Origin of the sequence: Citrobacter sp. RHBSTW-00859 (genome assembly GCF_013729795.1) — a bacterium.
GTDB lineage: Bacteria > Pseudomonadota > Gammaproteobacteria > Enterobacterales > Enterobacteriaceae > Citrobacter > Citrobacter braakii.
The window spans coordinates 1040664-1059728 of sequence record NZ_CP056284.1; the positions used below are offsets into that span (position 1 = coordinate 1040664).

Consider the following 19065-nt stretch of genomic DNA (forward strand, 5'->3'; position numbering starts at 1 on the left):
GATAAATCAGCCTGCGGATATTATTGGTTTGTGGATATTCGCGCAGGTTTTTTGGGCTCCCCATCTGTGTAGTCCTTCCCTGAAGGGTAAATAATTAACGCCGGATTCCTGTGCTGTTATTTATCAGAACGAAGCACGATGAAGCTCGCCGATTCCGCCGTAATCATTAATAATTTTCCAGCTCACGCTATTACCCGCACCGCTGGGTAATTCAAAAATGGCGCTACTCTGCGGCGCAATATACCGGGCATCTTCCAGCTCTTTACCTGCAACGGTAACGCTTTGGAAATTCATATAAAATGAAGTCGGGTTACTCACCTCCAGCCGGTTGCCGCGGCGCTGCCAGGAAAGCTTATGGGTTAACACTTCCGCGGAGCCTGTTAAACCTTCAGGGCGATAGATCAGTTTGATGCGCGTCTTGACCGCGATCTGCAGCAGGTTTTTACCCTGATCTTTTTCTATCGAGGGGATACTCTTAATATTCAGCCAGTACAGCGATTCCCTATCCTGCGGTAGATTCCCGCCCGCCCGCACGACGCGCAGGACATTTTCCTGCCCGCCGTCCAGACGAAATAACGGCGGGGTGATCACAAACGGCGTTTTCTCTGCGCGATTAATTTCGGGCTCGACCCAGCTTTGCACCAGATAAGGTGCCTGGTCCGGGTTGCTTACATTAATTGAAGACTCTTTCTTACTCCCATCGTAAATTAAGCGGGTGCCACCCACAATCAGGCCAGCCTGGGCTAAACCTGAGGTTATTATTAGTGCAGTCAGCAAAGTGAGAGGAATAAGTTTCATCATTAATCATTCATTAAAAGAGTAAGGACGGACCGATAATAATCCATCGGTCCGAATAACAATTTCGCTATGCAGGAATGACGGGCTATTAATTATAAACAATGGTGAAACTTGCCATTGAATTAGCCTTGCCTGCGGTAACTGTTGTCGATGTGGCGATATAGCGCGCAATAAAATCCAGATTATTCACCACGCCGGTACCTGACGTCAGAGGGTATTGTTTGGATGCGTTATACAGCGGAATCGCGGTATTGGCATCGTCGTATAATTGAATCCCCACGCCGCCTGCCACGCCAGTTTCTGCGGTCAGGGCCAGCACGCCAGGACTCCCTGTCACCGGGGAGCCGTCAAACTTCACGGCCGCCTTGGTTGCGCTTATCGGGCAATCCGTGAGCTGCAACGTGAATTTGGTCGGTGCAGCAGTAGAGCCTGCGTTGGTAAAGGCGCTCTTACTGACCTGACCTAGTGTCACCGTCAGCGGACTGGCCGGACTATTGGTGACTTTACAGGCGGCATCAATAATCTCGCCGTTAAAATTCACCTCCCCATCAGCTGCCATCGCTGAAACTCCAGCCAGAGACGAAATCAGCACTCCCAGTGGCAGTAATTTGCTTTTCATGATCTATTCCTTGAGTATATTCAATTTATTAGTATTAATGTATTGCCAGGCAAACGGCAGCTTTTTGAAATTTATCAATAGAATATCGTCCCGTTTCCAGGCTCACAGATCTCTAATGATAATATTAATAAGAATGACAGTTCCCTGCTTTTATATTTAAAACGGGTTTGTCAAACGTTATAATTTGTATGAGATTATTCTTGTACATTTCAAAATATCCGGCAACACTTTTTTGGGTGTAATTTTACACCCTGTGTGTTTTCCGCGATAAAAGGGTTATGCCAGAGGGGTGGTAAGTCTTGGGAAAATAGCGACTGTCAGTTAACAAAACAAGAACATATTATAAGGGTAAACATTTCATCGAAGAGAGTACGTTATTTTTCTTCGTTGATACAATAGGTTAGTACTTTAACGGAAGATGCTCGATTGTCAAAAGGATGCCGTTTTCAATGCTGATATAGCCCCCCTTTTTAAGCTGTGCGAGGATTTTCATAATGCTGCTACGTGAAAGGCTGGTTTTCTGCTGGATATACTGCGCGGCAGAAACATCATGTCTGTATTCCGCTGGTTCACTCATCAACTCCTGTAACTGAACGCGGACAATTTCATAGGCACAGGTGGCCATGAGCCTGGTATTTATCGTATACAGTCGTGAGGTGACTCTGAGGCTATGGCAGGCCAGCAGCCTCCAGAGATTGTGCTCGGTGACGAACTGGTTGACCTTATCGGTACGGGTAATGGCGATCTCAGAGGTACTGTGGGTCTGAATAAACATCCCCGCCTCGGCGTAAAGTGTTCCACTGAGACCCATGATCCCTGGCACATACAGCGTGCCCAGCAGAATTTCACTCGTCTGATGATAGACGTTGCACACGCCGCTTCGTACCAGATAGCAGTACGCAACGCCATTATTATAAAGATATAACCGGGTGTTGGGAGGATACATAGCAAAAGTCGCCAGAGGAGCCAGGCTTTCCAGCAGTTCGGCGGTAGCGGAGAGGATCAGACTGCGATCCGGATGTTCGGTATCCATAACATACTCCTCATGTTGATTGACGCTCACTTAAAATTTGACTCAGAATTATCCGATAGATCTTAATCTTATTTCTTTTTAAATCAATATCTTCAAAGTAATATTTAATCTTGTTTATATAACAAAATAATTCTGATAAGTAATTTATGGTTTTATTACTTATTTCCTTTTACTAAAATGGCTGTAATATCAAATTGGATGATTTTTAAGATGAATGAATTCAGTACCCATAATAGTATTATGGATATTTATGCAAGTTGTTTATGGGTGTAATTTTACACCCATAAACAACTTTTAAAAATCTAAAACAATTATCATAATTATCGTTTATGTGAGGGGAGTGCGTTAGGGGGATGTTCATAAGCCTATGGAGGGATTTATTTGTGAATAATAAAAAAAGAGCCACCTCAATAAGTTACAGCATCAGACACAAAAAGCCTCTGGCTGATATCAATCAACTGATAAGCATCCTTACACCTTCAGCCAATAAGTTGACGCTCGCCAATAAGCAGTCACTTAACTTTAGAGTGGAAGGGGAGCATAAATGTTTTTTACTTCATCACGGTAACATTACGCTTTATCGCCATGCCGACGGTATTGCCTTAAATTCAGAATCAGCTCCCTACATATTTGGCTTAAGTACGCAGTTGCTGGAGCATGATTATTTCTATATCAGAACGAATGAGACTTCTGATATTAGCGTTCTTTCTATTGCCGATGCCAACCGGATTATCGACAGGAGTAACCTGTGGAAAGGCGTAGCCGCGCTATTAATTTATAGTGCGACAAGAATGTTCGATCACTGCACGAAGATCTCGGCATTATCTTCTTATGAGATTATATGCTATCAGCTCTATGAACTGATGGATGAAACAGAAGAGGTGAGAAATAATGTCAGCATTGTTTCTTATATTTTAAGCCGTACCTTTCTGTCGCGCAGCAGCATCATGAAGATACTGGCTCAGCTGAAGACCGGAAATTATATCGAGACTGAAAAAGGCCTGCTCAGAGCGATAAATAACATACCTTCAAAATATTAAATCATCACCGCTGGCGACAGCACCTGAAGCCACAGAGGCGCGGCGGCTCCCGTACATGACCTGATGACTGAAATCTGCGATACTTATGCTTTATCCCCCTCACAGAGATGACTATGCAGTACCCGATTAACGAGATGTTCCAGACCCTGCAAGGTGAGGGTTACTTTACCGGCGTCCCCGCCATTTTTATTCGTTTACAGGGATGCCCGGTTGGCTGTGCCTGGTGCGATACCAAACACACCTGGGATAAGCTTGAGGATCGGGAAGTCTCCCTGTACAGCATCCTGGCTAAGACCAAAGAGAGCGATAAATGGGGCGCGGCGAGCAGCGAGGATCTGCTGGCGGTCATTTTGCGTCAGGGCTATACCGCCCGTCACGTGGTGATAACCGGTGGCGAGCCCTGCATTCACGACCTGATGCCGCTGACAGACCTGCTGGAAAAGAACGGCTTTAGCTGCCAGATTGAAACCAGCGGTACCCACGAAGTGCGCTGTACGCCGAATACCTGGGTGACCGTATCGCCGAAGGTGAATATGCGCGGCGGTTATGATGTGCTGTCGCAGGCGCTGGAGCGTGCGAATGAAATCAAACATCCGGTTGGTCGCGTTCGCGATATTGAAGCGCTGGATGAACTGCTGGCTACGTTGAGCGACGACAAACCGCGTATCATCGCCTTACAGCCAATCAGCCAGAAAGAAGATGCCACGCGTTTGTGTATTGATACCTGTATCGCGCGGAACTGGCGTCTGTCGATGCAGACCCATAAATATCTGAATATTGCCTGATGATAATGGGTTTATCGGCCTGCATTGAGTGCTACATGCAGGCCGGACAACCTTATGCGTTAGACCAGCTCTGAATCGAATTAACGTTATCCAGGCCGCCATGCAACACTTCATACGACTTTTTCAGGATCACATCGGTGTGCTGGGTTAAATCGCGGAAAATCCCTTTATCCAGCGCCAAAGTCTCTTTAATGCCATTGCGGTTGTCGAGGGACGAGGCAGGAATCCATAACGCTCGGCCAGCAGGTTGTTGCCCCTTCCGCCAGTACCACATAGCGGGCACGCAGCGTAAAGCACAAGCGGTGCCCGCTATCCCTGCACCGATAATAATAATATCGAAATCGTCAGACATGTTGTGCTCCAGATATCCAGAGCACATAACCCTAACAGAGTGTTAGTTAAGGAAAATTGACCGTTGCCACAGACGATACAATCATTCCCCGCGATACACGCAGCCTGCTGTGCAGGTCTCTTTCACCATTACGGCACTCAGCAGAGGGACAACCGGTTTAACCTGATCCCAAATCCATTTGGCCAGTACTTCACTGGTTGGGTTTTCTAAGCCAGGAATATCGTTCAGATAGTAGTGATCGAGTCTGTTGTAAGTTGGCTTAAACGCGGCTTTTAACTCAGAAAAATCCATGATCCAACCGGTATGCGGATCGACTTCACCGGTAATTTCAAGACGCACCATAAATGAGTGACCATGCAGGCGGCCACACTTATGCCCTTCCGGTACATGCGGCAGGCGGTGAGCGGCTTCGAAGGTGAAATCTTTAAACAAGGTGGTGGACATTTTTTACTCTCAAGAATGCGAAAAACCGCCGTAGGGTACCGTAAAGAGCGAATTTTATCATTAGTTAAAAGGGCGCTGAGTATCAGAACGACCTATTCATGATGGTAGTATTTAATAATTATTGATATATCATATAGTTATCCAATCTGTTTTGCTGTTAATAACTATAACTAAAACAGGTTAGTTCATTTGGTTATTTGTTATTTCTATCCCTTCTTTAATTGTTACTATCCCCGCCGTTAACCTTATCTTCAGTTTGGGTTTTATTGCTGAAATCCGCTTTGCTTACTGGAACATGACAACGCATGACGACACAGGCCCCACCTTCCGCTCTGCTACCGCTAAACCCGGAGCAACTGGCACGCCTTCAGGCGGCCACGACCGATTTCACTCCCGCACAGCTTGCGTGGGTTTCTGGCTATTTTTGGGGCGTGCTGAATCAGCAGCCAGGCAGCAATGCGGCGACTCCTGCGCCTGCTGCTGAAATGCCTGGCATTACGCTTATCTCCGCCTCGCAAACCGGTAATGCGCGTCGTGTGGCGGAAGCCCTGCGCGATGATCTGATCGCTGCAAAGCTCAACGTCACTCTCACCAATGCTGGCGACTATAAATTCAAACAAATCGCCAATGAGAAATTGCTGATCGTAGTGGCGTCAACGCAAGGGGAAGGTGAACCGGCGGAAGAAGCCGTAGCGTTGCATAAATTCCTGTTCTCGAAAAAAGCGCCGAAACTTGATAACACCGCTTTTGCTGTGTTTGGTCTTGGTGACACTTCTTACGAGTTTTTCTGTCAGTCAGGAAAAGACTTCGATGCAAAACTGGCTGAGCTGGGCGGAGAACGTTTGCTTGACCGCGTGGATGCCGACGTCGAATACCAGGGCGCGGCAGCCGAATGGCGTGCCCGTCTGGTTGATGTCCTGAAAGCGCGTGCGCCTGCGGCATCGTCTGTGCAAGTTGCTGCGAGCGGTGCGGTAAACGAAGTACACACCAGCCCGTACACCAAAGAAACACCACTGACGGCGTCGCTTGCGGTGAATCAGAAAATCACTGGTCGCGACTCGGAAAAAGATGTGCGCCATATTGAAATCGATCTCGGCGACTCCGGTCTGCGCTACCAGCCGGGCGATGCCTTAGGAGTCTGGTATCAGAACGATCCGGCACTGGTCAAAGAGCTGGTTGAATTGCTGTGGCTGAAAGGAGATGAGCCGGTCACGGTTGACGGCAAAACCCTGTCGCTCACCGAAGCGCTGCAGTGGCATTTCGAGCTGACGGTTAACACCGGCAATATCGTCGAGAACTACGCCACTTTAACCCGTAGCGACTCTCTGCTGCCGCTGGTGGGCGACAAAGCGCAATTGCAGCATTACGCCGCAACCACGCCAATCGTCGATATGGTGCGTTTCTCTCCGGCGCAGCTGGATGCCCAAACGTTGGTTGATCTTCTGCGTCCACTCACGCCGCGCCTGTACTCTATTGCCTCTTCCCAGGCGGAAGTGGAAAGCGAAGTGCACGTCACCGTGGGCGTGGTGCGTTATAACATTGAAGGTCGTGCCCGTGCTGGTGGCGCGTCCAGTTTCCTCGCCGATCGCGTGGAAGAAGAGGGTGAAGTGCGCGTGTTCATCGAACACAACGATAACTTCCGCCTGCCGGCTAACCCGCAGACACCGGTGATTATGATTGGACCGGGCACGGGGATTGCGCCGTTCCGTGCATTCATGCAGCAGCGTGCGGCTGACGGAGCCGAAGGCAAAAACTGGCTGTTTTTTGGCAACCCACACTTTACCGAAGATTTCCTGTACCAGGTGGAATGGCAGCGTTACGTCAAAGAGGGCGTACTGAGCCGCATCGATCTCGCCTGGTCGCGCGATCAAAAAGAAAAAGTCTACGTACAAGATAAACTGCGCCAACAAGGTGCGGAACTGTGGCGCTGGATAAACGACGGTGCCCACATTTATGTCTGCGGCGACGCCAATCGCATGGCGAAAGACGTTGAGCAGGCTTTGTTGGAAGTGATTGCCGAATTCGGTTCTATGGATATCGAAGCGGCGGATGAATTTTTAAGTGAGCTGCGCATTGAGCGCCGTTATCAGCGAGATGTCTACTAATGAGCGAAAAATACCCAGGACCATTGGTGGTCGAAGGCAAGCTGTCCGACGCTGAGCGTATGAAGCTGGAAAGCAACTATCTGCGCGGTACGATTGCCGAAGATTTAAACGACGGCCTGACCGGCGGCTTCAAAGGCGACAACTTCCTGCTGATCCGTTTTCACGGAATGTACCAACAGGATGACCGCGATATCCGCGCCGAACGAGCCGAGCAAAAGCTGGAGCCGCGTCATGCGATGCTGCTGCGCTGCCGTCTGCCGGGTGGGGTGATCACCACCAAACAGTGGCAGGCGATCGACACGTTCGCCCATGACAACACGATTTATGGCAGCATTCGTCTGACCAACCGTCAGACCTTCCAGTTTCACGGCATTCTGAAGAAGAACGTTAAGCCGGTACACCAGATGCTGCATTCGGTCGGGCTGGACGCGCTGGCGACCGCCAACGACATGAACCGTAACGTTTTGTGTACCTCTAACCCGTACGAGTCCGAGCTGCACGCCCAAGCCTATGAATGGGCGAAGAAGATCTCCGAACATCTGCTGCCGCGTACTCGCGCCTATGCAGAAATTTGGCTGGATCAGGAGAAGGTAGCGACCACCGACGAAGAGCCGATCCTCGGTCAAACCTATCTGCCGCGTAAGTTTAAAACCACGGTCGTAATCCCACCGCAGAACGATATAGATCTGCACGCCAACGACATGAACTTCGTGGCGATTGCCGAAAACGGCAAGCTGGTGGGCTTTAACCTGCTGGTCGGCGGTGGTTTGTCGATTGAGCACGGCAATAAGAAAACCTACGCCCGCACCGCGAGCGAGTTCGGCTATCTGCCGCTGGAGCACACCCTGGCGGTAGCAGAAGCTGTGGTGACAACGCAGCGCGACTGGGGTAATCGTACTGATCGTAAAAACGCCAAAACCAAATACACGCTTGAACGCGTTGGTATCGACACGTTCAAAAAGGAAGTGGAGCGTCGTGCGGGTATTAAATTTGAGCCGATCCGCCCGTACGAGTTCACCGGTCGCGGCGATCGTATTGGTTGGGTAAAAGGGATCGACAATAACTGGCACCTGACGCTGTTTATTGAAAACGGCCGTATCCTGGATTATCCGGGCCGTCCGCTGAAAACCGGCCTGCTGGAGATCGCGAAGATCCACAAAGGGGATTTCCGCATCACAGCCAACCAGAACCTGATCATTGCTGGTGTGCCGGAAAGCCAAAAAGCGAAGATCGAGAAGCTGGCGCGCGATCACGGATTGATGAATGCGGTGAAGCCGCAGCGTGAAAACTCGATGGCCTGCGTGTCGTTCCCGACCTGTCCGCTGGCGATGGCGGAGGCCGAACGTTTCCTGCCATCGTTCACTGATAAAGTGGAAGCTATTCTCGAAAAACACGGCATTCCTGACGAGCATATCGTGATGCGCGTTACAGGCTGCCCGAACGGCTGCGGCCGCGCGATGCTGGCGGAACTGGGCCTGGTGGGTAAAGCCCCGGGGCGCTACAACGTACACCTTGGCGGTAACCGCATGGGCACGCGCATTCCGCGTATGTATCGCGAAAATATTACGGAATCGGAAATTCTCGACTCCGTTGACGAACTGGTTGGTCGCTGGGCGAAAGAGCGCGAAGCGGGTGAAGGCTTCGGTGATTTTACGGTGCGTGCGGGCATCATTCGCCCGGTGCTCGATCCCGCCCGGGATTTCTGGGAGTAACCACGAGAGGTAATTATGTCCGTACTCGATCTAAACGCCCTTAATGACCTGCCAAAAGTCGACCGCATTCTGGCGCTGGCGGAAACCAACGCACAGCTCGAAAAGCTGGACGCCGAAGGGCGCGTGGCGTGGGCGCTGGAAAACCTGCCTGGTGAATATGTACTGTCGTCAAGCTTTGGTATCCAGGCGGCAGTAAGCCTGCACCTGGTGAATCAGATTCACCCGGATATCCCGGTGATCCTCACCGATACGGGCTATTTGTTCCCGGAAACCTACCAGTTTATTGATGAGTTAACGGACAAGCTCAAGCTTAATCTGCAAGTCTACCGGGCGAAGGAGAGCGCGGCCTGGCAGGAAGCGCGCTACGGCAAACTGTGGGAGCAGGGCGTTGAAGGCATTGAGAAATACAATGAGATCAACAAAGTCGAGCCGATGAACCGCGCGCTTAAAGAACTCAATGCGCAAACCTGGTTTGCCGGTCTGCGCCGCGAGCAGTCCGGCAGCCGGGCGCATTTGCCGGTGCTGGCTATCCAGCGCGGCGTGTTTAAAGTGCTGCCGATCATCGACTGGGACAACCGTACCGTTTACCAGTACCTGCAAAAGCACGGCCTGAAATACCATCCACTGTGGGATCAGGGCTATCTGTCAGTGGGTGATACCCATACCACCCGCAAATGGGAGCCGGGTATGGCGGAAGAAGAGACGCGGTTCTTCGGATTGAAGCGCGAGTGCGGATTGCACGAAGGGTGATCGTCTCATCAGCACCGGAAAATAGAGGGAAATATTTCTGGTGCTTATTTATATAATTCATCTTATTCATATTTATTATTATCTTGCATAAATACTTTATTTTGCGCCTTAAGGTGTGATTCTGATCACCGATATTATTTCTTAGTCTGTAATTCTCTTAATATATTTGGATTCGGACTTGTTATTAATAAATGGCTAATTACGCACCTTATTTTGCTTACTGGGGAAAAACCAGTAAAAAGGAAAATATTCACGACCAGGGGGATGCATACCATTTGCTGCCCTATCACTGTCTGGATGTGGCGGCCTGCGGTTGGCAAATGGTGATGCGCAATCGCTTTCATGCGGCAGATATCTTTGCCGAATTAGGTTTCTCCCGGGAAGAGGCTGCGCGCTGGTTTGCCTGGATACTGGGGCTCCACGATATAGGGAAATTCGCGCGGGGTTTTCAGCAGCTCAATAAGACGTCTTACCCGGATTTGGTGCCCGGTATCAGCGGGATTGGCTATCCTGAACGACACGACTCGCTGGGATACTGGTTCTGGCAGGGGTTGAGAAAAGCATGGCCCAATGCGTTACCTGCGTTAACACGCGAAAGTGAAAGAACGCTGGATATCTGGCTCAACGTCGTCACCGGTCATCATGGTGTTCCGCCATTAAAGGATGTCAAAGGAAGCGTTGCTTTTACCCCCGAAGACAAAGTGGCTGCCGAAGAATGGATGGCGGCGCTCTCTTCTCTCCTCAATGTCACTGATTTCCCCGACCGGTTTTGCGACAAAATCTGGCGTAAAAAACTCTGTCAACAAAGCTGGCTGCTGGCTGGACTGACAACGCTTGCGGACTGGATGGGATCGAACCAACATGATTTTCCACTGGTCAGTACCGTTATGCCAGATAGCGCGTACTGGCAGAGGGCCTTAGCACAGGCCACGCACGCGCTGGCGCAACTTCCTCAGCTTTCTTCGGTAGATACCCACCGTAATCCGGCCGATCTGTTCCCGTTTATTCAGCACTTAACGCCGCTTCAGCAAAGCGCTATGGACATAGCGATTTCAGCCGAAGGCCCACAACTTTTTGTACTGGAGGATGTGACCGGTGCAGGCAAAACGGAAGCGGCGCTGATCCTCACCCAGCGGTTAATGGCTCAGGGGAAAGGTGACAGCCTGTACGTTGGACTGCCGACTATGGCAACCTCAAACGCCATGTTTCAACGGCTGGCAACGGCTTATCGCGCGTTATTTGTAGCAGAGCAACGCCCGTCGCTGGTGCTGGCGCATGGCTCAAGCGACATGTCGGAGGCCTTCACGCATTCCCTGTGGTCATCGCGGAATGCCGGACAATCTGCCTATATACCGGATGAACAGGCTGCCAGCAGTGCCTGCAATATCTGGTTTGCTGATTCACGCAAGAAATCGCTGCTGGCTGAGGTGGGGGTCGGAACTCTCGATCAGGCATTAATGGCCGCCATGCCATTTCGTCATCAGTCTCTACGTTTGCTCGGGCTGTATCGCAAGATCCTGCTTTTGGACGAAGTGCATGCTTATGACAGCTATATGGTGCGTCTGCTGGAAGGGCTACTGACCTTTCATGCGGCTCAGGGCGGTAGTGTCATCATCCTGAGCGCCACGCTGCCCTCGTCTTTACGCCATACGTTACTGAATGCTTTCCAGCGCGGTATTAACGGTGCTCCCGTTATTGCCGATCAAAATGCAGGCTATCCCTGGCTTTCGCATCTCAGTTCGCAGGGGGTATCTGAACGCTATATTCCCACGCGTCCTGAAGTGGCTCGTCGCGTTGCGGTGCAGTGGCTCAACGATCCGGACAGCGCCCGCGAACTGATCCTCCGCACCGTTGAAAGCGGGCAATGCATCTGCTGGATCCGTAACACGGTGGACGACGCGATTACCGTCTATCGCCAGTTGCTGGATAGCGGGCTTGTTCCACCAGAAAACCTGCTGTTGTTCCACAGTCGTTTTGCATTTATCGATCGTATGGCAATAGAAAATCGGGCGCTGGAATGGTTCGGAAAATCAAGCACACCAACGTTGCGGCGCGGCAAAGTGCTGATCGCAACACAGGTGGTGGAACAGAGTTTGGATCTGGATATCGACGTCATGATTAGCGACCTGGCCCCGGTCGATTTATTGATTCAGCGCGCAGGACGTTTACAGCGCCATATTCGCGATCGACACGGGGCGCTAACCGGGCAGATGCCAGATGGTCGTCTGTCTCCAGCGTTGCACATTCTGGCGCCGGAGTGGCAACCGGAAGCGGAAAGTGGCTGGCTGGGTGAACATCTCAAAGGTACAGGCTATGTCTACGAAGACCACGCTTGCCTGTGGCGGACACAGGCAATATTGCGCGACAAAGGGGAGATTCGCATGCCGGAAGATGCGCGCGAACTGGTGGAAAGCGTATACGAAGCATGGATAGCCGCGCCCGTTGGCCTGCAAGCTCAGGAGGATAACGTTTACGGCAAAGATCTCAGTGTGAAGGCTGCCGCAAAGCAAAACATCCTGGATTGGGAAACAGGCTATCACCGTACCGCAAGCATGGCGGGATGGAGTGACGACGTGGAACTTTCCACCCGATTAAGCGAGCCCACCGTCGATTTGTTTCTTGCCTGGCGGGCAGAGGGAGGATCGCTGCAACCCTATGCCCGGCTGGAACCGTTTTCCTGGCAACAAAGTCGCCTCTCGTTGCGGGAAACGCTCTGGCAGAAAATTGCTGCTAACGCGCCGTGTTTGCAGGGGGAAGAACTCGAACATTTTCGCCACGAAATTCACAACCCGAAGGCACAGGTGCTGTTGCTTACAGAGGGGGATGCGTCGGCAGTTTATAGCAAGGCGTGGGGGTTATCGAGCCAGCATTTGCAGTAATTTATTTCAGGAGGAATCATGTTTTCACTTATCACGGAGCCCTGGCTACCGGTTATCGACAGGCAGGGGCAGCGGCGAAAAATTTCGCCAGGCGAGCTGGCTGATAATGACATTATCGAACTGGCGTGGCCGCGCGCAGATTTTCAGGGGGCGGCATATCAGTTATTGATTGGCCTGCTACAAACGGTATTCGCGCCGGAGGATGAAGAACAGTGGGAGGATATCTGGGAAGATGGTATCGATCCGGACCGCTGGCAAAAAGCGCTGGAACGCGTGGCGGTTGCCATGCAGTTTGGCCCGCAGAAACCCGCTTTTTTGCAGGATTTTTCCGGGCTGGATGTTGAAAACAGCGCAATCGCCGGGCTGCTTATTGATGCTCCCGGCGGCAACGCCGTTAAGTTAAATAAAGATCACTTCGTAAAACGTCGCATTTATCGGCATTTTTGCCCGCACTGTGCGGTGATGGCGCTTTATACCGTTCAGACCAACTCCCCAGCGGGCGGCGCCGGGTTTCGTACCAGCATGCGTGGCGGCGGACCGCTGACGACACTGTTAATGCCAGTTCAGCCAAATGAGCCGCTGTGGCGCAAACTTTGGCTGAATGTTATGCCAGGGCAGCAGCAATGGCGGGATGAACAACTGCCTCTGATTTTCCCGTGGCTGGCCGAAACCCGCAGTAGTGAAACAGCAAAAAATAGGGTGACGCCCGAAAATGCACATCCGCTCCAGGCCTATTGGGGCATGCCGCGACGGCTGGAGATTGATTTCAGCCATACGCAAAGCGGCGAGTGTGATTTGTGCGGTGAGCATCATCCTGTGTTGCTCAGCCAGATCCGCAGCAAAAACTACGGCGTGCAGTATGACGGCTGGATTCACCCGCTTTCTCCGTATCGAAAAGCGCTGAAAGACGCGGTGTCACCGATGCTGGCGCTCAAGGGACAACCCGGTGGTCTGGTCTATAAAGACTGGCTGGGGCTGGCGATGACGACGGAAGATAAATTGAATTGCACGATCCCTGCACGCGTTGTGCTCGGGAATCCAGAGCCGGGAGCTACCGGATTATGGTGTTTCGGTTTTGATATGGATAACGCCAAGGCGCGTTGTTGGTATGAGCATCGTTTACCTCTGATCGCGCTATCTGCCGATGAAGCGGAAAGCTTTAAAGACCTGCTTTCAATTGCACTCGAACTGGCGATCTCCGTTCGACCTCTCCTCGTTCAGGCGCTTAAACAGGCCTGGTTCGGGAGTCCTAAAGAGGCGAAGGGGGATTTCAGTATAGTGGATATCGCCTTCTGGCAGCAGACCGAGCCAGGATTTCGTCAGCTATGGCAGACGTTAAGCCAACATCCTTCTTCTCTTCAGCCTCAGGCGCGCGCCGCGCTGCGGGCGTGGGGAGAGAGCCTGCAACGCGGGTTGTTACAAATATTCGACCAGAGCGCTTTTACTAACCCCGATAATACGGCTGATTTGCAACGAATTTTGTCTGCCCGGCTCAGCCTCATCAAGAATATCAATAAACTCAACAGCCTGAAAACACTGAAGGAGCTCGCTATGGAATATAAGGAGCAGGCGAATGTTTGAAACTAACACCGGAAAAGAGCTGATTATCATCGACGGTGCGCCCGGCATTATTCGCCGTTGGTTTCGGAGTTTGCAGGAACGCAATAGCGTCGATGCTGCTTTTACAGGCAATGGTCGAGCCTGGCGAGCAGAGCTGCGTCATGCGGTTTTACCGTATGGGGCGCTCACCAGCCAGGCTTTTCATCATCTGAACCGTGCGCTGACGGACGTAGAAAAGCAGGCCAGCGACAAACTGGCATTAGCCATTTTTACAGGCATTGCGGCCCATGCCCATCACGACAACGCCACCGGCTCTTTCGCCCGCCAGCTTGGTGAAGAGATTAAAAGCGGCCCCTGCCTTTCACGTCAGCGTTTCGATCGCCTGTTGGCGGTCAGAACCCCGGCGGAACTCTCCAGTCAACTGATTCGTGCGGTAAAACTGCGTGGTGACCAGGGCGTTAACCTTGTGTCGCTGGCTGACGGGGTTTTCTTATGGATGCGTGAATGGCAGGCGAAAGAAGCACATCTGGCGGCTGAAAGTAACCCTTTTAAGCGCCTCTCCGTACGCTGGGCCAGTGAATATTTGCAGGCTGGCGAAAAATCTCCCAGGAACAAATAAAAAGGATTTCACTCATGACGACATTTATTCAATTGCATATTCTGACGGCTTACGCCCCCGCTAACCTGAACCGTGATGATACCGGACGTCCGAAAACCGCCATTATGGGCGGAGTAGAACGCCTTCGGGTCTCCTCACAAAGTCTCAAGCGCGCATGGCGTACCTCGGAAGTTTTTGAAAGCGCGCTTAGTGGACATATTGGCACCCGTACTCGCCGTCTGGGCAGTGAGATTTATAAACATCTGCTGGCTGGTGGAGTTGCAGAAAAGATGGCGCTTTCCGCCGCTGGAAAAATAGCCAGCCAGTTCGGCAAATTAAAAGCCGATAAAAATGCGAGGGCGGAAGAGAACCTGAATATCGAACAACTGGTGCATATCAGTCCGGATGAATACCGGCATATAAACCAACTGGTTGAAACGCTGATTGCGGATAAACGTGAACCGGAAGAGAGCGAGCTGAAGCTGTTACGTGAAACTGCCAGCGGCGTTGATATCGCGCTGTTTGGTCGCATGCTGGCGTCCAGCCCGGCGTTTAACGTTGAAGCCGCTTGCCAGGTGGCTCATGCTCTTGGCGTCAGCGCCGTTACGGTTGAAGAGGATTTCTTTACGGCAGTGGACGATCTGAACCGTAAAGAGGATGACGCCGGGTCGGCGCATATGGGTGAGAAGGGCTTCGCCTCTGCGTTATTCTATTCTTATATTTGCATCAGTCGCGACCTGTTACTGGAAAACCTCAATGGGGATGAAGCCCTGGTCGCGCGAACCCTTAAGGCGCTGGCCGAAACGGCGCTCACCGTCTCGCCAACCGGAAATCAGAACAGCTTTGCCTCGCGTGCTTACGCATCTTACGCACTGGTGGAAATGGGACGCCAGCAACCTCGTGCGCTTTCAGTCGCTTTCTTTAATCCTGTTCGTGGAGAAGATCAGCAGACACAGGCCATTCAACGCCTGAAAGAGCAGCGGCAGAAGTTTGAACGCGCTTACGGGTCACGTGAGGGGGAGCGCCACTACGAGATGAATGTGGAATCGGGCGAAGGTTCGCTCCAGGAACTGCTGGAGTTTGTCAGCCAGTAAGGAGTTGCAATGTCCCGCTATCTTGTTTTTCAACTTTACGCACCGTTGATGTCCTGGGGCGAAGCCGCCGTGGGCGAGGTGAGGCACAGCAACGCTGTGCCCAGTCGTTCAGCATTATTGGGGTTGCTTGCTGCCGCCTGTGGTATCCGGCGTGAGGCTGCTCATCTGGATGAGTTTAACCGACACTACCATTTTGCCATACGACCGTTTTCTTCCCGCGAGCAATGGCTGCGTGACTATCACACTGTCGAAGTACCAAAAGAGAACAGAAAGCGCATTTATTTCACCCGGCGTGATGAGCTGGTTCTGGCGCCGGAAGATCTCAACACGATGATCACCACCCGCGAATATAGGTGCGATGCGCTGTTCCATATTGCTGTTCAGGAAACTGAAGGGGCACCGATAGTTCTGGAAAAACTGGCAGCTGCGCTGGAGGAGCCTGTATTTCCTCTGTATCTGGGGCGAAAATCTTGCCCTCCAGCCTTGCCGCTGGCGCCGCTGATACTGGAAGGAACGTTGGCCCAGGTTTTTTACCAGGCAGAGCAGGCGTTGATTTGCCCGGAACTGTCGGCAATCACTACCGCGTCCGATCTTTGCTATTGGGAAGGCGAGCCGCAGGGCGTTGTGCCTGCTATTTCCGTTCAGAGAAGCGATCAGCCACTCAGTAAAGTACGCTGGCAGTTTACTACACGTACTCAGTTTGCAGGCCAGCTCAGGGAGGAAAAATAATGTTTCTGTCACGCGTAACGCTGGACCTCGGCAAGCTAACGCCTGAAATGATGCAGAAGTGGCAGAGCGCCAGCCCCTATGCCAGTCATCAATGGCTCTGGCAGCTTTTTTCTCATCAGGATGAACGCCGTTTTCTGTTTCGCCATGAGTCTGCGGAACGGGGCGAGCGTTTTTATGTGCAGTCGGATGTTCCACCTCTGGATGGGCATAATATTTTTGCCGTAGAGAGCAAACCGTTTCAGCCACATCTGACAAAAGGCATGTTTCTGTATTTTTCGCTACGCGCGAATCCCGTTATCACCCGATCCGGTAAGCGTAGCGACGTGATGATGGATGCCAAATACCAGGCAAAGCAGAAAGGGATACCTGCTGAACAACACTGGCCACTGCAAATCATCGCGGCGAATAACTGGCTACGCCGTCAGGGGGAACAGCATGGTTTCATGCTGCCTGATAAGCAGGATTACGTGGTGAGTTACCAGCAACAACGTTTCAGTCGACTAACCGGGGAACGTCCTATCAGTTTTGGCAGCGTTGATTTTGCGGGACTGTTACGGGTAGACGATGTGACGCGTTTCTCTCACGCTCTCAGGAATGGGTTTGGTAAAAGCAAAGCGCTGGGCTGCGGTCTGATGTTGATTCGGCGAGGGGAACAATGAATTGGCTACCGCTGAGCCCCATCCCAATGAAAGATCGTACCTCAATGATCTTTCTGCAATACGGGCAAATTGATGTGATCGACGGTGCGTTCGTGCTGATCGACAAAACGGGAATACGAACGCATATTCCGGTGGGATCGATAGCCTGCATTATGCTGGAGCCAGGCACGCGCGTTTCTCATGCCGCGGTGCGACTGGCGGCAACCACGGGCACCTTACTGGTATGGGTTGGTGAAGCAGGTGTACGATTGTACGCCTGCGGACAGCCGGGAGGCGCGCGTTCAGACAGACTGTTGTATCAGGCAAAGCTGGCGCTGGATGAAGAACTCCGGCTGAAAGTGGTGCGTAAAATGTTCGAATTGCGTTTTGGTGAGCCTGCTCCCAGCCGTCGCTCCGTTGAACAACTCCGCGGCATCGAAGGTGCGCGGGTACGCCAGAGCTATGCTCTGCTGGCAGAGCGCTACGGTGTGAAGTGGCATGGTCGACGTTACGATCCTAAAGACTGGAAAAAGGGCGACACGGTTAATCAGTGTATTAGTGCTGCCACATCCTGCCTTTATGGTATTACCGAAGCGGCGGTATTAGCCGCAGGTTATGCACCTGCTATTGGTTTTGTTCATTCCGGTAAGCCGCTCTCTTTTGTGTATGACATTGCTGATATCGTCAAATTTGATGGTGTTGTTCCGGTTGCTTTCGAGATTGCCGCCCGTGCGCCAGTCAGTCCAGATAAAGAGGTTCGTCTGGCCTGTCGGGATATATTCCGCAGCCAGAAAACGCTGGCGCGGATCATCCCATTGATTGAAGAAGTACTGGCTGCCGGGGAAATTGAAATCCCTAAACCTTTTGCAGATGCCCAACCTCCGGCGATCCCTGAGCCTGTTTCATTGGGCGATGCAGGGCACAGGGGGTAGCGCATGAGTATGCTTGTTGTTGTCACCGAAAATGTTCCTGCTCGTTTGCGCGGTCGTCTGGCTGTCTGGTTATTAGAAGTTCGCGCAGGTGTTTACGTTGGCGATACCTCACGTAAGGTGCGAGAAATGATCTGGCATCAGGTCACTACCCTGGCAGACGAAGGGAATGTTGTTATGGCTTGGGCGGTGAATAATGAGTCTGGTTTTGATTTTCAAACATGGGGTGAAAACAGGCGCATGGCGGTGGAACTGGATGGATTAAGGTTAGTGTCATTCCATCCTTCGTAAAATCAATGGGTTATAGTTCTTTAATAATGTGGAAAATTTGGTGAATTTTTTCTACGGCTATAACCCCTTTTAGATCAGTGATATAGTTTTAGAGTGTTCCCCGCGCCAGCGGGGATAAACCGTACGCGGAAGTAGGCCTGCAGCTTACGCTGGGGTGTTCCCCGCGCCAGCGGGGATAAACCGCCGGGTGAGTTGGCGCTATCTCCGGCGAGACAGTGTTCCCCGCGCCAGCGGGGATAAACCGGCGGCATATAACTTCGGCGGCTTGTCTCTTAGGTGTTCCCCGCGCCAGCGGGGATAAACCGGATATGTATTGCCCAGCCAAGCCGGTAACTATGTGTTCCCCGCGCCAGCGGGGATAAACCGCGCATCATCACCTCAGACAAATACGCAGACGTGTGTTCCCCGCGCCAGCGGGGATAAACCGCATATTCACGGCATCGCGCAACGGTGTGCGCTGTGTTCCCCGCGCCAGCGGGGATAAACCGGTTGGCGAAGTTGTAGTAAATATCACTACGGTGTGTTCCCCGCGCCAGCGGGGATAAACCGCAGGAGTGTTCGACCTTGACGCGATCAGGAGTGTGTTCCCCGCGCCAGCGGGGATAAACCGGCTGGGTATTCCCTATACAGCAACGGAAACTAGTGTTCCCCGCGCCAGCGGGGATAAACCGGTTATTGATGTTCAGCCCGGTACGCGCACCCAGTGTTC

The 19065-nt window shown here is 51.9% G+C and carries 17 protein-coding genes, 2 pseudogenes and 1 CRISPR repeat array (1 of these 20 cut by a window edge); of the genes and pseudogenes, 13 read left to right on the forward strand and 6 right to left on the reverse strand.

Annotation, left to right across the window (positions count from 1 at the left end):
* Positions 1–123: 123 nt before the first annotated feature.
* The 3 genes from HV302_RS05185 to HV302_RS05195 form a co-directional block, all read right to left on the reverse strand.
* A complete protein-coding gene (locus tag HV302_RS05185; RefSeq protein ID WP_047502253.1) occupies positions 124–798 on the reverse strand; it encodes a fimbrial biogenesis chaperone in 675 nt (224 codons plus the stop codon).
* An 88-nt stretch (positions 799–886) separates the two neighbouring features.
* Complete coding sequence (locus HV302_RS05190) at positions 887–1417, reverse strand: fimbrial protein (RefSeq protein WP_181627004.1); 531 nt, start codon at positions 1415–1417, stop codon at positions 887–889.
* 400 nt (positions 1418–1817) lie between these two features.
* Positions 1818–2450, reverse strand: coding sequence for a winged helix-turn-helix transcriptional regulator (locus HV302_RS05195; RefSeq protein ID WP_047499398.1), 633 nt, complete (start codon positions 2448–2450; stop codon positions 1818–1820).
* A gap of 383 nt (positions 2451–2833) precedes the next feature.
* On the opposite strand from HV302_RS05195, the gene HV302_RS05200 reads away from it, so the two are divergent.
* Together HV302_RS05200 and queE are read left to right on the forward strand one after the other, a co-directional pair.
* The gene (locus HV302_RS05200) at positions 2834–3490 is read left to right on the forward strand and encodes a winged helix-turn-helix transcriptional regulator (protein WP_046276166.1); all 657 of its coding nucleotides are present in this window, start codon (positions 2834–2836) and stop codon (positions 3488–3490) included.
* A gap of 113 nt (positions 3491–3603) precedes the next feature.
* Positions 3604–4275 carry a 7-carboxy-7-deazaguanine synthase QueE gene (gene queE / locus HV302_RS05205; RefSeq protein ID WP_043017395.1) on the forward strand — a complete coding sequence of 224 codons (672 nt, stop codon included), beginning with the start codon at positions 3604–3606 and terminating at the stop codon, positions 4273–4275.
* Between the two features lie 52 nt (positions 4276–4327).
* Here the strand turns inward: queE and HV302_RS28165 are convergent.
* The 3 genes and pseudogenes from HV302_RS28165 to queD all read right to left on the reverse strand — a co-directional run.
* A pseudogene (locus tag HV302_RS28165) lies at positions 4328–4453 on the reverse strand (hypothetical protein); the annotation flags it as partial.
* Positions 4454–4549: 96 nt separating this feature from the next.
* A pseudogene (locus HV302_RS05210) lies at positions 4550–4627 on the reverse strand (hypothetical protein); the annotation flags it as partial.
* A gap of 81 nt (positions 4628–4708) precedes the next feature.
* Positions 4709–5071, reverse strand: coding sequence for a 6-carboxytetrahydropterin synthase QueD (queD, locus tag HV302_RS05215; protein WP_016154218.1), 363 nt, complete (start codon positions 5069–5071; stop codon positions 4709–4711).
* Positions 5072–5376: 305 nt separating this feature from the next.
* Here queD and cysJ point away from each other — a divergent pair, with 305 nt between their 5' ends.
* The 11 genes from cysJ (at position 5377) to cas2e (ending at position 18356) form a co-directional block, all read left to right on the forward strand.
* Complete coding sequence (cysJ, locus tag HV302_RS05220; protein WP_181627005.1) at positions 5377–7176, forward strand: NADPH-dependent assimilatory sulfite reductase flavoprotein subunit; 1800 nt, start codon at positions 5377–5379, stop codon at positions 7174–7176.
* Complete coding sequence (gene cysI, locus HV302_RS05225; RefSeq protein ID WP_046274900.1) at positions 7176–8888, forward strand: assimilatory sulfite reductase (NADPH) hemoprotein subunit; 1713 nt, start codon at positions 7176–7178, stop codon at positions 8886–8888. Before cysJ ends, cysI begins: the two co-directional genes overlap by 1 nt.
* Before the next feature lie 15 nt (positions 8889–8903).
* The gene (gene cysH, locus HV302_RS05230) at positions 8904–9638 is read left to right on the forward strand and encodes a phosphoadenosine phosphosulfate reductase (RefSeq protein ID WP_019077568.1); all 735 of its coding nucleotides are present in this window, start codon (positions 8904–8906) and stop codon (positions 9636–9638) included.
* A 191-nt stretch (positions 9639–9829) separates the two neighbouring features.
* Entirely contained in the window at positions 9830–12517 is a 2688-nt protein-coding gene (gene cas3 / locus HV302_RS05235) for a CRISPR-associated helicase Cas3' (protein ID WP_181627006.1), read from the forward strand.
* Between the two features lie 18 nt (positions 12518–12535).
* On the forward strand, positions 12536–14098 hold the full coding sequence (gene casA, locus HV302_RS05240) for a type I-E CRISPR-associated protein Cse1/CasA (protein WP_181627007.1): 1563 nt from the start codon (positions 12536–12538) through the stop codon (positions 14096–14098).
* Positions 14091–14696, forward strand: a complete 606-nt coding sequence (gene casB, locus HV302_RS05245) for a type I-E CRISPR-associated protein Cse2/CasB (protein WP_053090388.1) — start codon at positions 14091–14093, stop codon at positions 14694–14696. The genes casA and casB overlap by 8 nt, the downstream gene beginning before the upstream one ends.
* A 14-nt stretch (positions 14697–14710) precedes the next feature.
* Positions 14711–15769, forward strand: a complete 1059-nt coding sequence (cas7e, locus tag HV302_RS05250) for a type I-E CRISPR-associated protein Cas7/Cse4/CasC (RefSeq protein WP_181627008.1) — start codon at positions 14711–14713, stop codon at positions 15767–15769.
* A gap of 9 nt (positions 15770–15778) precedes the next feature.
* Entirely contained in the window at positions 15779–16498 is a 720-nt protein-coding gene (gene cas5e / locus HV302_RS05255; protein WP_181627009.1) for a type I-E CRISPR-associated protein Cas5/CasD, read from the forward strand.
* Complete coding sequence (gene cas6e, locus HV302_RS05260) at positions 16498–17157, forward strand: type I-E CRISPR-associated protein Cas6/Cse3/CasE (RefSeq protein ID WP_049268523.1); 660 nt, start codon at positions 16498–16500, stop codon at positions 17155–17157. The genes cas5e and cas6e overlap by 1 nt, the downstream gene beginning before the upstream one ends.
* Positions 17154–18068: a type I-E CRISPR-associated endonuclease Cas1e gene (gene cas1e, locus HV302_RS05265; protein WP_181547544.1), complete on the forward strand. Its 915-nt coding sequence runs from the start codon at positions 17154–17156 to the stop codon at positions 18066–18068. Before cas6e ends, cas1e begins: the two co-directional genes overlap by 4 nt.
* Before the next feature lie 3 nt (positions 18069–18071).
* The gene (gene cas2e / locus HV302_RS05270; protein ID WP_046274804.1) at positions 18072–18356 is read left to right on the forward strand and encodes a type I-E CRISPR-associated endoribonuclease Cas2e; all 285 of its coding nucleotides are present in this window, start codon (positions 18072–18074) and stop codon (positions 18354–18356) included.
* Between the two features lie 93 nt (positions 18357–18449).
* Positions 18450–19065: a CRISPR direct-repeat array (repeat unit 29 nt; unit sequence GTGTTCCCCGCGCCAGCGGGGATAAACCG) (it continues 2585 nt past the right edge of the window).

Bases quoted from the DNA above. Each gene is read 5' to 3' on its own strand.
- HV302_RS05185 (WP_047502253.1), bottom strand. From the start codon at position 798: ATGAAACTTATTCCTCTCACTTTGCTGACTGCACTAATAATAACCTCA.
- HV302_RS05190 (WP_181627004.1), bottom strand. From the start codon at position 1,417: ATGAAAAGCAAATTACTGCCACTGGGAGTGCTGATTTCGTCTCTGGCT.
- HV302_RS05195 (WP_047499398.1), bottom strand. From the start codon at position 2,450: ATGGATACCGAACATCCGGATCGCAGTCTGATCCTCTCCGCTACCGCC.
- queE (WP_043017395.1), top strand. From the start codon at position 3,604: ATGCAGTACCCGATTAACGAGATGTTCCAGACCCTGCAAGGTGAGGGT.
- queD (WP_016154218.1), bottom strand. From the start codon at position 5,071: ATGTCCACCACCTTGTTTAAAGATTTCACCTTCGAAGCCGCTCACCGC.
- cysJ (WP_181627005.1), top strand. From the start codon at position 5,377: ATGACGACACAGGCCCCACCTTCCGCTCTGCTACCGCTAAACCCGGAG.
- cysI (WP_046274900.1), top strand. From the start codon at position 7,176: ATGAGCGAAAAATACCCAGGACCATTGGTGGTCGAAGGCAAGCTGTCC.
- cysH (WP_019077568.1), top strand. From the start codon at position 8,904: ATGTCCGTACTCGATCTAAACGCCCTTAATGACCTGCCAAAAGTCGAC.
- cas3 (WP_181627006.1), top strand. From the start codon at position 9,830: ATGGCTAATTACGCACCTTATTTTGCTTACTGGGGAAAAACCAGTAAA.
- casA (WP_181627007.1), top strand. From the start codon at position 12,536: ATGTTTTCACTTATCACGGAGCCCTGGCTACCGGTTATCGACAGGCAG.
- casB (WP_053090388.1), top strand. From the start codon at position 14,091: ATGTTTGAAACTAACACCGGAAAAGAGCTGATTATCATCGACGGTGCG.
- cas7e (WP_181627008.1), top strand. From the start codon at position 14,711: ATGACGACATTTATTCAATTGCATATTCTGACGGCTTACGCCCCCGCT.
- cas5e (WP_181627009.1), top strand. From the start codon at position 15,779: ATGTCCCGCTATCTTGTTTTTCAACTTTACGCACCGTTGATGTCCTGG.
- cas6e (WP_049268523.1), top strand. From the start codon at position 16,498: ATGTTTCTGTCACGCGTAACGCTGGACCTCGGCAAGCTAACGCCTGAA.
- cas1e (WP_181547544.1), top strand. From the start codon at position 17,154: ATGAATTGGCTACCGCTGAGCCCCATCCCAATGAAAGATCGTACCTCA.
- cas2e (WP_046274804.1), top strand. From the start codon at position 18,072: ATGAGTATGCTTGTTGTTGTCACCGAAAATGTTCCTGCTCGTTTGCGC.